This is a genomic window from Brevundimonas albigilva (assembly GCF_023573565.1).
Taxonomy (GTDB): Bacteria; Pseudomonadota; Alphaproteobacteria; order Caulobacterales; family Caulobacteraceae; genus Brevundimonas; species Brevundimonas albigilva.
Genome location: NZ_CP097649.1, coordinates 1,185,466 through 1,198,733, shown reverse-complemented (window position 1 = coordinate 1,198,733; position 13,268 = coordinate 1,185,466). Strand labels below are relative to the sequence as shown.

Annotated in this window: 13 protein-coding genes; 7 read left to right on the top strand and 6 right to left on the bottom strand. The window is 68.7% G+C overall.

Going from position 1 to position 13,268, the window contains the following annotated elements:
• Nucleotides 1-42 precede the first annotated feature (42 nt).
• Both M8231_RS05910 and M8231_RS16885 read left to right on the top strand, forming a co-directional pair.
• The gene (locus M8231_RS05910) at nt 43-606 is read left to right on the top strand and encodes an RcnB family protein (RefSeq protein ID WP_249750802.1); all 564 of its coding nucleotides are present in this window, start codon (nt 43-45) and stop codon (nt 604-606) included.
• Between the two features lie 153 nt (nt 607-759).
• On the top strand, nt 760-1,722 hold the full coding sequence (locus M8231_RS16885) for an RcnB family protein (protein ID WP_283843737.1): 963 nt from the start codon (nt 760-762) through the stop codon (nt 1,720-1,722).
• Nucleotides 1,723-1,779: 57 nt separating this feature from the next.
• Here M8231_RS16885 and gatB read toward each other — a convergent pair whose 3' ends face one another.
• Nucleotides 1,780-3,279 carry an Asp-tRNA(Asn)/Glu-tRNA(Gln) amidotransferase subunit GatB gene (gene gatB, locus M8231_RS05900; RefSeq protein ID WP_249750803.1) on the bottom strand — a complete coding sequence of 500 codons (1,500 nt, stop codon included), beginning with the start codon at nt 3,277-3,279 and terminating at the stop codon, nt 1,780-1,782.
• 96 nt (nt 3,280-3,375) lie between these two features.
• On the opposite strand from gatB, the gene M8231_RS05895 reads away from it, so the two are divergent.
• The gene (locus M8231_RS05895; RefSeq protein WP_249750804.1) at nt 3,376-3,717 is read left to right on the top strand and encodes a hypothetical protein; all 342 of its coding nucleotides are present in this window, start codon (nt 3,376-3,378) and stop codon (nt 3,715-3,717) included.
• A 76-nt stretch (nt 3,718-3,793) separates the two neighbouring features.
• Here the strand turns inward: M8231_RS05895 and adhP are convergent, their stop codons facing one another.
• From adhP to gatC, 5 genes are all read right to left on the bottom strand, one after another.
• On the bottom strand, nt 3,794-4,825 hold the full coding sequence (gene adhP / locus M8231_RS05890) for an alcohol dehydrogenase AdhP (protein ID WP_250202440.1): 1,032 nt from the start codon (nt 4,823-4,825) through the stop codon (nt 3,794-3,796).
• Nucleotides 4,826-4,961: 136 nt separating this feature from the next.
• Nucleotides 4,962-6,479 carry an acetaldehyde dehydrogenase ExaC gene (gene exaC, locus M8231_RS05885; RefSeq protein WP_249750806.1) on the bottom strand — a complete coding sequence of 506 codons (1,518 nt, stop codon included), beginning with the start codon at nt 6,477-6,479 and terminating at the stop codon, nt 4,962-4,964.
• Nucleotides 6,480-6,615: 136 nt separating this feature from the next.
• Nucleotides 6,616-7,593: a GAF domain-containing protein gene (locus tag M8231_RS05880; protein WP_249750807.1), complete on the bottom strand. Its 978-nt coding sequence runs from the start codon at nt 7,591-7,593 to the stop codon at nt 6,616-6,618.
• A gap of 71 nt (nt 7,594-7,664) precedes the next feature.
• Nucleotides 7,665-9,143, bottom strand: coding sequence for an Asp-tRNA(Asn)/Glu-tRNA(Gln) amidotransferase subunit GatA (gatA, locus tag M8231_RS05875; RefSeq protein WP_250202439.1), 1,479 nt, complete (start codon nt 9,141-9,143; stop codon nt 7,665-7,667).
• Between the two features lie 2 nt (nt 9,144-9,145).
• Nucleotides 9,146-9,433 carry an Asp-tRNA(Asn)/Glu-tRNA(Gln) amidotransferase subunit GatC gene (gene gatC / locus M8231_RS05870; protein ID WP_249750809.1) on the bottom strand — a complete coding sequence of 96 codons (288 nt, stop codon included), beginning with the start codon at nt 9,431-9,433 and terminating at the stop codon, nt 9,146-9,148.
• Between the two features lie 137 nt (nt 9,434-9,570).
• On the opposite strand from gatC, the gene ruvX reads away from it, so the two are divergent.
• From ruvX to pyrC, 4 genes are read left to right on the top strand one after another with little or no spacing between them, the layout of a single operon-like run.
• Nucleotides 9,571-10,050, top strand: coding sequence for a Holliday junction resolvase RuvX (ruvX, locus tag M8231_RS05865; protein WP_249750810.1), 480 nt, complete (start codon nt 9,571-9,573; stop codon nt 10,048-10,050).
• Nucleotides 10,050-10,973, top strand: a complete 924-nt coding sequence (locus tag M8231_RS05860; protein ID WP_249750811.1) for an AEC family transporter — start codon at nt 10,050-10,052, stop codon at nt 10,971-10,973. The genes ruvX and M8231_RS05860 overlap by 1 nt, the downstream gene beginning before the upstream one ends.
• A gap of 23 nt (nt 10,974-10,996) precedes the next feature.
• The gene (locus M8231_RS05855; protein ID WP_249750812.1) at nt 10,997-11,980 is read left to right on the top strand and encodes an aspartate carbamoyltransferase catalytic subunit; all 984 of its coding nucleotides are present in this window, start codon (nt 10,997-10,999) and stop codon (nt 11,978-11,980) included.
• Nucleotides 11,977-13,266, top strand: a complete 1,290-nt coding sequence (gene pyrC / locus M8231_RS05850) for a dihydroorotase (protein ID WP_249750813.1) — start codon at nt 11,977-11,979, stop codon at nt 13,264-13,266. Before M8231_RS05855 ends, pyrC begins: the two co-directional genes overlap by 4 nt.
• Nucleotides 13,267-13,268: the final 2 nt, after the last annotated feature.

Below are 13,268 nucleotides of genomic sequence, written 5' to 3'. Positions count from 1 at the left end.
CCATCAACGGAAGCCGCCCCAGGCTTCAGATCGGAGCAGCAGATGAACCGCCTGACCAAAGCCGCTGTCGTCGCCCTCGCGCTGTCGACCACGGCCGTCCCCATGCTCGCAGAGGCCCAGAGCCGCGACCGGCGCGAATACCGCCAGGATCGCCGCGACGACCGCCGAGACTTCCGCAACGAGCGCCGTGACGACCGACGCGACTGGCGCCAGGGCGACTACCGCAATCGCGGCGACTACCGCCAGGATCGCCGCGACGACCGGCGGGACTATCGCGACGAGCGCCGCGACGACCGCTGGGATCGCGGCAACGCCAACTGGTGGCGCGGCCGTTCCGATTTCCGCGGCTACACCGGCCCGCGTCGGAACTACTGGTACGCGCCGGGTCACGGCTATTATCGGGTCGAGCCGCGCTATTACGGTTATCGCTGGCGGACCGGCGGCTACCTGCCCGCCCAGTACCGCGGCTACTATGTCAGCGATCCCTACTTCTACGGCCTTCGCCCGGCGCCGCGCGGCTATCGCTACGTCCATGCGGGCAGCGACATCCTGTTGGTCGCGGTCGCCACCGGCCTGATCGCCAGCGTCCTGTCCAACGTCTACTGACGCCGTCCGGAAACCGCCTGCAGACCCCGCGAGCCCCACTCGCGGGGTTTTCCGCGCGCGCGGCGCGCCGAACGGCGTTCAGATCGGGTTCATGGACCGGGCGCGACAGTGGACCACAAGCCGCAGGAAGGCGGCATTCGAGGAAGAGAAGCCATGAAACGCCTGCTGATGGCCTTCACCGCCGTCGCCGCCCTGGCCGGACCGCTGTCGGCGCCGGTCCAGGCCCTGGCGCAGGAGCGCGAGGATCGGGCCGAACGCCCGCAACGTCCGTCCATCGAGCGCCGCGCGCCCCGGACCGAAGACCGCTCCCCGCGGCCGTCCCGGGAAACGCGCGGAGAGACGCCCCGTCCGCCGCGCCCGGACAGGCCCGAGCGCCCGGCCCGTCCGAACGTCGGCGGCGACCGGCCGGATCGTCCCAGCCGGCCCGACCGACCCAATGAGGGGTGGAACCGCCCCGATCGACCGGACAGGCCCGGCACGCCCGGCGTCCGGCCCACTCGGCCGGACCGCCCTGATCGCCCCAATCCACCCGACCGACCCGGCGACGGGCCGGCTCGTCCTGGCGGTTCCGAAGGCCGACCGGATCGCCCGGACGGCCCCAATCGCCCGGATCGCCCCAACCGGCCCGACCGACCCAACGAAGGTTGGAACCGCCCCGACCGGCCGGATCGTCCGGGCCAGGGCTGGAACCGTCCGGGCCGTCCCGACCGCCCTGGAGACGGGTGGAACCGACCGGGCCGCGACCGCGATCATGGCGACTTCCATCGCCGCTTCGACCGTGACCAGTGGCGGCGGGATTTCTACCGCAACCATCGCGCCGACTGGTGGCGGAACGACCGACGTTTCCGGGGCTACAGCGGCGTGCGGATCGGCTTCTATTTCGCGCCGGGCTGGGGCTACTACAGCGTCCCGCGCTCCTACTGGGGCCGGACCTGGTCGGTGGGGCAGTATCTGCCCGACACCTTCTGGCGCTATCGCCTGGACGACTGGCGGACCTACGGCCTGGGCTATCCGCCCGAAGGCACGCGCTGGGTGGCGGTCGACAATACGATCTACCTGATCGACGAATACGACGGATACATCATCGAGGTGATCCGCAACGCCTGGAGCTGGTAGCCGCGCAGGACAAGGGGGCCCGGAGAGCAATCTCCGGGCCCCTTTTTCGGCGGCGGCTCAGAGGCCGAGCTTGGCCTTCAGGATGTCGTTGACGGCCGCCGGATTGGCCTTGCCGCCGGTGGCCTTCATGACCTGGCCGACGAACCAGCCGATGGCCTGGGGCTTTTCGGCCACCGCCGCCGCCTTGTCGGGGTTGGCGGCGATGATCTCGTCGACCGCCTTCTCGATGGCGCCGGTGTCGGTCACCTGCTTCAGGCCGTGCTTCTCCACCACCTCGGAGGGCGAGCCTTCGCCGTTCCAGACGTGGTCGAACACCTCCTTGGCGATCTTGGAGGAGATGACGCCTTCCTCGATCAGCTTGACCAGTTCGGCCACGTGCGCGGCCGGCAGCGGGTTCTCGCTGAAGTCCTTGCCGTCGGCGGCCAGGCGCGCCGAGACCTCGTTCGTGACCCAGTTGGACACCAGTTTGGCGTCCCTCCCCTTGGCCGCCGCCTCGAAGTAATCGGCCTTGGCCTGTTCCGAGATCAGCACCACAGCGTCGTACTGCGACAGGCCGTATTCGCTCATCAGCCGCTTGCGCTTCTCGTCGGGCAGCTCCGGCAGCGACGCCTTGATGTCAGCGATCCACGCCTCTTCCAGGTCCAGCGGCAGCAGGTCCGGGTCGGGGAAGTAGCGATAGTCCATCGCCTCTTCCTTGGACCGCATCGAGCGGGTCTCGCCTTTGGTCGGGTCGAACAGGCGCGTCTCCTGCACGACCGCGCCGCCGTCCTCGATGATCTCGATCTGGCGACGCGCCTCGTACTGGATGGCCTGGGAGATGAAGCGGAAGCTGTTGACGTTCTTGATCTCGCAGCGCGTGCCCAGATAGCTGAAGTCGCCCGTTTCCTTGAACTTGTCGTAGTTCCCGGCCCGGCAGACCGACACGTTCACGTCGGCGCGCAGATTGCCCTTCTCCATGTCCCCGTCGCAGGTGCCCAGGTAGATCAGGATGGTCCTGATCTTCTTGACGTAGGCGACCGCCTCTTCCGGGCTGCGCAGGTCCGGCTTGGAGACGATCTCCATCAGGGCCGTGCCCGCTCGGTTCAGGTCGACATAGCTTTCGGTCGGCGACAGGTCGTGGATCAGCTTGCCCGCGTCCTGCTCCAGGTGCAGCCGCTCGATGCCGACGTTGAAGAAGCTGCCATCCTCGGCCTCCACCTCGACCACGCCTTCGCCGACGATCGGATAGAACAGCTGGCTGATCTGATAGCCGGTCGGCAGGTCGGGATAGAAATAGTTCTTGCGGTCGAACTGGCTGCGCCTGTTGATCTTGGCGCGCAGGCCCAGGCCCGTCTTCACCGCCTGTTCGACGCAGTGCCTGTTCAGCGTCGGCAGCATGCCGGGAAAGCCCGCGTCCACCAGCGACACCTGCTCGTTCGGCCCGGCGCCGAAGCCGACGGCGGCCCCGGAGAACAGCTTGGCCCTGGAGGCCACCTGGGCGTGGATCTCCAGCCCCATGACGATTTCCCACGGGCCGGTCCGGCCCTGGATCAACTTGGTGTTCGCGGTATCGGTCATGCGCCCGTCCTAGCGCTCCGCCGGGCGCGGAGAAAGAGGCTGTCTTGAGGATGTCGCGAAACCGCGCTCATCTTCGTCTTCCCAATGGAGATTCCCATGACCAAGACCGTCTTCGCCGCCGCCGCCGCTACCCTGCTGCTTGCCGGGGCCGCCTCCGCCCAGACCGCCCCCGCCCCCGCTGAAGACCATTCGGCCCACGCCGGCCATGCGCCCGCCGCGGCGCGGCCCACCATCGAAAGCTCCATCGAAGCCCTGGTCGCCGACCCGGCGACCAAGACGGTGATGGACAAGCACCTGCCGGGCCTGGCCGATCATCCCGCCTATGGCCAGTTCAAGGGCATGACCCTGCGCCAGGTCGCCCCCTTCTCGCAGGGTCACATCACCGACGCCGTGATCGCCGCCATCGACGCCGACCTGAAGGCCCTGCCCGCGGCCTGAGGCCGAACAGCCTGAAACAGGAAGGGCGGCCGGATGCGCTCCGGCCGCCCTTTTTTGCATTCCGATCCCGCCGGGATCAGTTGAGCTTCATCACCACCCGGCCCTCGATCTGGCCCTTGTGCATTCGCTGGAAGATGTCGTTGATGTTCTCCAGCGGCTCGACGGAGACGGTCGCCTTGACCTTTCCCTCGCCGGCGAACTGAAGCGCCTCCTGCAGGTCCAGCCGCGTGCCGACGATGGAGCCGCGCACCGTCGTGCCGTTCAGCACCATGTCGAAGATCGACAGCGGGAATTCGCCCGGCGGCAGGCCGTTCAGGGCGATGGTCGCTCCGCGCGCCGTCATGTTGACCGCCTGTTCGAACGCCTTGGGCGACACCGCCGTGACCAGAACGCCCTGCGCGCCGCCGTCGGTCTGGGCCTTGATGTCGGCGGCCGGGTCGTTGGAGGTCTTGGCGTTGACCGTCACCGTCGCGCCCAGGCGCCGGGCCAGGTCCAGCTTGGCGTCGTCCACGTCCACGGCGGCCACGTTCATGCCCATGGCCTTGGCGTACTGCACCGCCACGTGCCCCAGACCGCCGATGCCCGAGATCACCACCCAGTCGCCCGGCCTGGTGTCCGTCATCTTCAGCCCTTTGTAGACCGTCACGCCGGCGCACAGGATCGGCGCGATCTCTGTGAAGTCGACGTTGTCGGGCAGGTGGCCGACATAGTCGGGATCGGCGATGGCGTATTCGGCGAAACCGCCGTTGACCGAATAGCCGGTGTTCTCCTGCTCGTGGCACAGGGTCTCCCAGCCGCCCAGACAGTGCTTGCAGTGGCCGCAGGCGGAGTAGAGCCACGGCACGCCGACCCGGTCACCTTCCTTGACCAGCTTGACGCCCGCGCCGACCGCCGAGACGTAGCCGACGCCCTCATGGCCGGGGATGAAGGGCGGGTTGGGCTTCACCGGCCAGTCGCCCTCGGCGGCGTGCAGGTCGGTGTGGCAGACGCCGGACGCCTCGATCTTGACCTGGATCTGGCCGGGGCCCGGTTCGGGCACGGCCACCTCGTCGATGGTCAGCGGCTGGCCGAACGCGCGCACCACGGCGGCCTTCATGGTCTTTGGCATGGGACACCTCTCTCGGGAAAAAGAGCGGGCGGACCGAAAGCAGGACATCGGTCCGCCCAGGCAGGTGCTCTCTCGGGGAGGAAGCGGAGAGCACGGTGAGGATGGACGGCCGACGCGCGGCCGTCCTTGATCCAGGTCAGAAGAAGCCGAGCTTGTCGGGGCTGTAGCTGACCAGCAGGTTCTTGGTCTGCTGATAGTGGTCCAGCATCATCCGGTGGTTCTCGCGCCCGATGCCCGACTTCTTGTAGCCGCCGAACGCCGCGTGGGCCGGATACTGGTGATAGCAGTTGGTCCAGACGCGGCCCGCCTGGATGGCGCGGCCCGCGCGATAGGCGGTGTTCATGTCGCGCGACCACACCCCGGCGCCCAGGCCGTATTCGGTGTCGTTGGCGATGGCGATCGCCTCGTCCAGCGTCTTGAAGGTGGTCACGGCCAGCACCGGGCCGAAGATCTCCTCCTGGAAGATGCGCATGTCGTTCGTGCCCTTGAACACGGTTGGCTTGACGTAATAGCCGCCCGCCAGGTCGTCCTTGAGCACCGCCTGGTCCCCGCCGGTCAGAACCTCGGCGCCCTCGTCCTTGCCCAGGTTCAGATAGCCCAGGATCTTCTTCAGCTGCTGGTCCGACGCCTGGGCGCCGACCTGGGTTTCCGGGTTCAGCGGGTCGCCCTGTTTGATGGCCTCGACACGCGCGATCGCCTTCTCGATGAAGGCGTCATAGATGTCCTCGTGGATCAAAGCCCGACTGGGGCAGGTGCAGACCTCGCCCTGGTTTAGGGCGAACATGGCGAAGCCCTCCAGCGCCTTGTCCAGGAAGGCGTCGTCGTGATCCATCACGTCCTTGAAGAAGATGTTGGGCGACTTGCCGCCCAGCTCAAGCGTCACCGGAATGATGTTCTTGGTGGCGTACTCCATGATCTTCTGTCCGACGGCGGTCGAGCCGGTGAAGGCGATCTTGGCGATGCGCGGATTGGTCGCCAGCGGCTCTCCGACCTCCGGTCCGGTGCCCGACACGATGTTCAGCACGCCCGCCGGCAGCAGGTCCTGGATCAGCTCGACCACCAGCAGGATCGACGCCGGCGTCTGTTCGGCCGGCTTCAGCACGATGCAATTGCCCGCCGCCAGGGCCGGGGCGATCTTCCAGGCGGCCATCAGGATCGGGAAGTTCCAGGGAATGATCTGGCCGACCACGCCCAGCGGTTCGTGGAAGTGATAGGCGACCGTGTCGTGGTCCAGTTCCGAGATGCCGCCTTCCTGCGCGCGGATGCAGCCGGCGAAATAGCGGAAGTGGTCTATGGCCAGGGGAATGTCGGCGGCCAGGGTCTCGCGCACCGGCTTGCCGTTGTCCCAGGTCTCGGCCTCGGCGACGGCCTGCAGGTTCTGTTCGATCCGGTCGGCGATCCTGTTCAGGATGACGGCGCGTTCGGCCACGCTGGTCCGGCCCCAGGCGTCCTTGGCGGCATGGGCGGCGTCCAGGGCCTTTTCGACATCGGCCGCGTCCGATCGGGCGACCTCGCACAGGACGCGGCCGTTCACCGGGGAGGTGTTCTCGAAGTAGCGGCCGTTGACCGGCGGGACCCACTGTCCGCCGATGAAGTTGTCATAGCGCGCCTTGAACTTGGGGGTCGCGGCGCGGACGAATTCGGGTTTGGTCATCAAAGCCTCCTGACGGTTCCTCGGGCGTCGCTGATCGACGTCGTTGGGACCGGAAGCTCCGCCCGCCGCGGCCTTTTCGCCAGACCGGCCGCTCATGGTGCGGCGCAAACCTGTCTCAGCCTTGCGACAGATGGGCTTAGTGAGGCGCGCCGGCCAAGCCCAGGCGATGCAGCTTGCGATGCAGGGTCGCCCGGCTGACGCCCAGCGCCCGTGCCGCGGCCGAGACGTTGCCCCCGTTCCGCGCCAGGGCGCGCCGCACCGCCCCGCGCTCGGCTTCCAAGAGGTCCGCCTCGATGCCGCCGGCGCCGCCCAGCACCTCCGACGCCGCCAGTTGTCCGGCGATCCGTTCGTCCGTAATCGACAGCGCCAGCCGCGCCGCCCGCGTCGCGCCCACGACCAGATCGTGCCGGTCGACCGCCAGCAGGGCGGCGGTGTTGCGCTCGGCCGCGTCGCCGGCCAGCACGATGCGCGCCTCGGCGAAGGCCTGGCGGAAGGCCTGGGCCTCGATCGCCCGCGCGGCGTCGGCCACGGCGGCGGCGATCAGCCCCAGCATGGCCTCGGTCTGATCCGCCCGGCACGACGAGACGTCCAGCGCCCCCGCCAGCCGCCCCAGCGGATCGTGGATCGGATGGCTGGTGCAGCTCAGTCCCGTATTGCGGGCGTGGAAATGCTGGTCGCGGTGGATGGTCACGGGCCGCTTCTCGGCCAGGGCCGTGCCGATGCCGTTGGTCCCCTCGACAGCTTCCGACCAGACGGCGCCGGGCCACAGGCCCCAGCGGTGAAAGGTCTCGTCGTCGGTCGCCGCGCCGCGCCGCTCCACCGGCACGCCCTCGGCGTCGCACAGCAGGACGCAGCAGCCCGCGTCCCCGACCGCCAGGAACAACCGATCCAGCACGCCTTGGGCCGCGCGGGTCATCGGCTCCATCGCCTCACGCGCCGCGCGCAGCTGGGTTTCCGTCAGGGTGGCGACCTGGCCGCGGCTCTCGGGGTCCAGGCCGTACAGGGTCATGGACCGTCGCCACGACGCCGCCAGCGCCGACCGCGCGGGCCCGGCCCCGTCGTCCAGCACCTGCTTGATCAGGTCGCGGTGATCGTTTCCCGTCCGCTCGCCCATGGTTCGCTCCCAAGGCGTTGTCGTTCGGGATCATCAAACGCCCGCGCCGAGCGGGCGTCAATGCGACCTTCCTACCACCACGTCTCGGGCTTGGCCGCAAAGCCCGCCGCGTCTTCCAGCGCCTTGCCGACACGGAAGACCGTCGCCTCGTCCAGCGCCTTGCCGATGACCTGCAGGCCCAGCGGCAGGCCGCCGGAGTCCACGCCCGCCGGCACCGAAAGGCCCGGCAGGCCGGCCAGGTTGGCCGTCACCGTGAAGACGTCGTTCAGATACATGGTCACCGGATCGATCTGCTTGTCGCCCAGGGCGAAGGCCGCCGACGGCGTGGACGGCGTCAGGATGGCGTCCACCTGGCCCCAGACCTTGTCGAAGTCCTCGGCGATGCGGCGACGCACCTTCAGCGCACGGACGTAATAGGCGTCATAGAATCCGGCCGACAGCACATAGGCGCCGATGGTCAGGCGACGCTGCACCTCCTTGCCGAAGCCTTCCGCCCGGCTGGTCTCGTACAGGTCCGTCAGCGACTTGGCCTCGGCCGCGCGATGGCCGAAGCGCATGCCGTCGTAGCGCGCAAGGTTGGACGACGCCTCGGCCGGCGCCACGATGTAATAGGTCGGCAGGGCGTATTTGGTGTGCGGCAGGCTGATGTCGACGATCTCGCAGCCCGCGGCCTTCAGCCATTCGACGCCCTGGTCCCAAAGCGCCTGGATTTCGGCGGGCATGCCGTCCACGACGTATTCGCGCGGCACGCCGATGCGCAGGCCCTTCACGGACTGACCGACCGAGGCGGTCCAGTCCGGCGTCTCGACGTCCAGGCTGGTCGAATCCTTCGGATCGAACGAGCACATGGACTTCAGCAACAGGGCCGCGTCCTCGACCGTCTTGGTGATCGGCCCGGCCTGGTCCAGCGAACTGGCGAAGGCCACCATCCCGAACCGGCTGGCGCGGCCGTAGGTCGGCTTGATGCCCACCGTGCCGGTGAAGGCGGCTGGCTGGCGGATCGATCCGCCGGTGTCCGACGCCGTCGCGGCCAGGCACAGGTCCGCCGCCACCGCCGAGGCCGAGCCGCCCGACGATCCGCCTGGCGTCAGTTCGGCGTTCGACGCCTTGGACTTCCACGGATTCTTCACCGGCCCGAAGGCGCTGGTCTCGTTGGACGAGCCCATGGCGAACTCGTCCATGTTCAGCTTGCCCAGCATCACCGCCCCGTCGCGCCACAGATTGGCGGTGACGGTCGATTCATAGGGCGGAACGAAGCCGCGCAGCATGTTGGAGCCGGCCGTCGTCTGCACGCCGTCGGTGCAGAACAGGTCCTTGATCCCCAGCGGCGCGCCTTCCAGCGCCCCGCCCTGCCCCGCCGCCAGCCGGGCGTCGGACGCCTTGGCCATCTCCAGCGCCTTGTCCGCCGTCACCTCGACATAGGCGTTCAGCGTCGGGTTCGACGCCGCGATATTGGTCAGGAAGGCCTGGGTGATCTCGGCCGAGGTGAAGGCCTTGGCCTTCAGGCCGTCGACGGCGCCCTTCAGGGTCAGCTTGGTCAGGTCGCTCATGACTATTCGACCACCTTGGGCACGACGAAGAAGCCGTCCGCCGACTTGGGCGCGTTGGACAGGACGTCGGCGATCTTGCCGCCGTCGGTCACCACGTCGTCGCGCAGGCGCAGCGGCTGGGCGACGTTCGAGGTCATGGGCTCGACGCCGTCGACATCGACCTCGTTCAGCTGCTCGATCCACTGCATGATGCCGTTCAGCTCCTGCGCCAGCGGCTCCAGCCGGTCCTCGGGGGTCTTGATCCGGGCGAGATGCGCCACCTTGCGCACCGTCGCGGCGTCGATGGCCATGCGGCCCTCCAAACACACGGTGGAATTTGGGATTCCACACTCAAGTTGAATTCGAAGGGGTCGGATTAGCGTTCCGACCCCGGTTTCACAAGGCGATGACTTTGACTTCCGGCGCTTTGGGGCCTACCGCCCGGCCCGTGCCCGTCCTCGACCTCCTCGACCTGCCCGCCGCCTGCCCGCCCGACACGCCGTGGATGGGGCTGGACCTGGGCGAGAAGACCATCGGCGTCGCCGTGTCGGACGCCACCCGCATGATCGCCTCCCCGCTGGAGCTGATCCGCAAGTCCAAGTTCACGCTGGAGGCCGAACATCTGTTCAAGCTGATGGCGCACCGCAAGGTCTCGGCCCTGGTCGTCGGCCTGCCGATCAACATGGACGGAACCGAAGGTCCGCGCGCCCAATCGTGCCGCGCCTTCGCCCGCAATCTGGAACGGCTGCGCCCCGTCAACGTCGCCTTCTGGGACGAGCGGCTGTCGACCAGCGCGGTCGAACGCTTCCTGATCGACGAACTGGACCTGAACCGCAAGCGCCGCGCCGGCGTGGTCGACCGCACCGCCGCCGCCTGGATCCTGCAGGGCGCGCTGGACCGGGTTCGCGACCAGGCGACCTGGGTCTAGTGGGCGGCCTGTTTCTCGGCATCGCGCCGGTCTTCGTGCTGATCGCCCTGGGCTATGGCCTGCGCAAGTCGGATTTCCTGCCCGACGCCGCCTGGCGGCCGATCGAGAAGCTGTCGATCAACATCCTCTATCCCGGCTTTCTGATCCCGGCGATCTGGCATGCCGACCTGGCGGGCGACAGCGCGGGCCCGGCCGGCGGCGCGGCGGTGGCGTCGGTGATCGTGGTCGCCGCCTTGGCGTTGGCGGCCAAGCCGCTGATCCGCCTGGACGGCCCGGCCTACACCAGCGTCTTCCAGGGCGTGATCCGCTGGAACAGCTTCGTCTTCCTGCCCGTGGTTCAGGCGGCGTTCGGGCCCCAGGGTCTGGCCGTCGCCGCCGTCATGATCGCCTGCATAATTCCCGTCACCAACATCGCCTGCGTCGCCGTGCTGGCGCGCTGGGGCGCCGATCAGCGGGGCGTCTCGCCCCTGGCCTTGCTCACGGCCATGCTGAAGAACCCGATCCTGATGGCCTGCCTGATCGGCCTGATGCTGAACTTCGCCGGCGCGCCGGACTTTCCGGTCCTGTCGCGCATTCTGGAGCTGATCGGCGGCGCGGCCCTGCCGCTGGGCCTGATCGTCGCGGGCGCGGGCCTCAGCTTCGCCGAGGTGGCGCGGCGCCGGATCACCGTCGGCGGGGTTTCGGTCGTCAAGCTGCTGGTCATGCCCTTCCTGATGTGGGGCGTCTGCCGGTTGCTGGGCGGCGACCAGCTGGCCCAGGCCCTGGCCATGCTGTGCGGCGCGACGCCTGGCGCCGCAGCATCCTACATGCTGGCGCGACAGATGGGCGGGGATGCGCCTCTGATGGCCGGGGTCATCGCCCTGACCACCGTCGGCGGGGCGATAACCATGCCGCTGTTCCTGGCGCTGTTCCATTTGGCGTGAAGGCCGCCTATAGCCGCGTCTCGATGACCCAGCCGCCCACCGTCACCGAACAAACCATCCAGGAGCGGCTGATCCCGTTCCCCCGCGCCCATTTCCTGGCCGCCTCGGACCTGAACCCCTACGTCGTTCCGCAGCTGCTGGACCTCGGCGACGCCTTCGTCGACTTCAATCGCCAGTCATCCAAGGCGCTGGACGTGCTGCACGGGCGCACGGTCGTGAACCTGTTCTTCGAGAACTCGACCCGCACCTCCTCCTCGTTCGAGATCGCGGCCAAGCGGCTGGGCGCCGATGTGGTGACCATGCCGGTCGCCTCCTCCTCGGTGAAGAAGGGCGAAACCCTGATCGACACGGCGGTCACCCTAAACGCCATGAAGCCAGACATCCTGGTTGTGCGTCACTCGGCCTCGGGCGCCGCCGAACTGCTCAGCCAGAAGGTCGGCTGCGCGGTGGTCAACGCCGGGGACGGCCGCCACGAACACCCGACCCAGGCCCTGCTGGACCTGCTGTCCATGCGCCGCGCCCTTGGCGACGTGACCAGCCTGACCATCGCCATCTGCGGCGACATCACCCACAGCCGCGTGGCCCGCTCCAACGTCGCCCTGCTGCAGATGATGGGCGCGCGGGTGCGCCTGATCGGCCCGCCGACCTTGGTGCCCGGCGACGCCGACCGCTGGGGCTGCGAGGTGTTTCACGACATGCGCGAGGGGCTCGCCGGCTGCGACGTGGTGATGATGCTGCGGTTGCAGTTGGAGCGGATGGCCGGCGCCCTGGTCCCCTCGACTCGCGAATACTTCCGCTTCTGGGGCCTGGACCGCGAGAAACTGGCCTGGGCCAATGAAGGGGCGAAGGTCATGCACCCCGGCCCGATGAACCGGGGCGTCGAGATCGATTCCGACGTCGCCGACGACCTGGACGTCTCCCTGATCCAGGATCAGGTCGAGATGGGCGTCGCCGCCCGCATGGCGGTGCTGGCCTCCCTCTCCGCCCGCTGGGGAGACGCCGCATGAGCGACACCATCACCGTCTTTTCGGATGCCCGCCTTCTGGACCCGGCCACAGGCAGGGACGGCCCCGCCACACTCATCGTCCAGCACGGCAAGATCATAGAGGTCGCATTCGAGCGGCAGTTTCATACTGAGCTCGGCACCGACTTCGAGATCATCGACTGCGACGGCCACTGCCTCGCGCCCGGCCTGATCGACATTCGGGTCAAGACCGGCGAACCGGGCGCCGAGCCCAAGGAGACGCTGAAGTCCGCCAGCCTGGCCGCCGCCGCCGGGGGCGTGACCACCATCGTCGTCCAGCCCGACACCGACCCCGCCGTCGACGACCCGGCGATGATCGACTTCATCCAGCGTCGCGGCGCGGCCCTGAACCTGGTCAATGTCCGCGCGGCGGGCGCCGCGACCAAGGCGCTGGGCGGCGAGCGCATGGCCGAGATCGGCCTGATGGACGAGGCCGGCGCCCTCTATTTCACCGACGGCGACAAGGTCATCGTCAACAGCCGCACCCTGCAAAGGGTGATGAGCTACGCCGCGGCCTTCAACGCCCTGATCGCCTGCCGTCCGTCCGACCCCTGGCTGACGGAAGGCGCGGTCGCCGCCTCCGGCGAACTGGCCACCCGCCTGGGCCTGTCGGGCAGCCCGGCCATCGCCGAACGCATCGGGCTGGAGCGCGACCTGGCCCTGGTCGAACAGACCGGCGCCCGTTTCCTGGTCGATCAGATCTCGACCGAGGGCGCGCTGGAGACCCTGGCCCGCGCCCGCGCCAAGGGGCTGGAGGTCGCCGTCAGCGTCTCGATCAACCACCTGTGCTTCAACGAGGTGGACATCGGCGACTACCGCACCTTCTACCGACTGGACCCGCCGCTGCGATCCGAGGCGGATCGTCAGGCCTTGATCGAGGCCGTGCGCGACGGCCTGATCGACGTCATCACCTCCGCCCACGCCCCCGCCCCGGCCGAGGACAAGCGCCGCCCGTTCAGCGAGGCCGCGCCCGGCGCCGTGGGCCTGGAGACCCTGCTGCCCGCCGCCCTGACGCTGCACCACGAGGACGGTCTGGACCTGCTCGACGTCCTGCGCCCGCTGACCCACGGCCCGGCCGCCCTCCTGGGTCTCGACGCCGGCGTCCTGGCCGAAGGCGCGCCCGCCGACCTGATCCTGTTCGACCCCGGCGCACCCGTCATCGTCGACGCCGACGCCCTGCATTCCAAATCCAAGAACTCCCCCTTCGACGGCCGCCGGCTTCAGGGCAAGGTGGTCGGAACCTGGGTCGCGGGCCGCAAGGTTCACTGAGA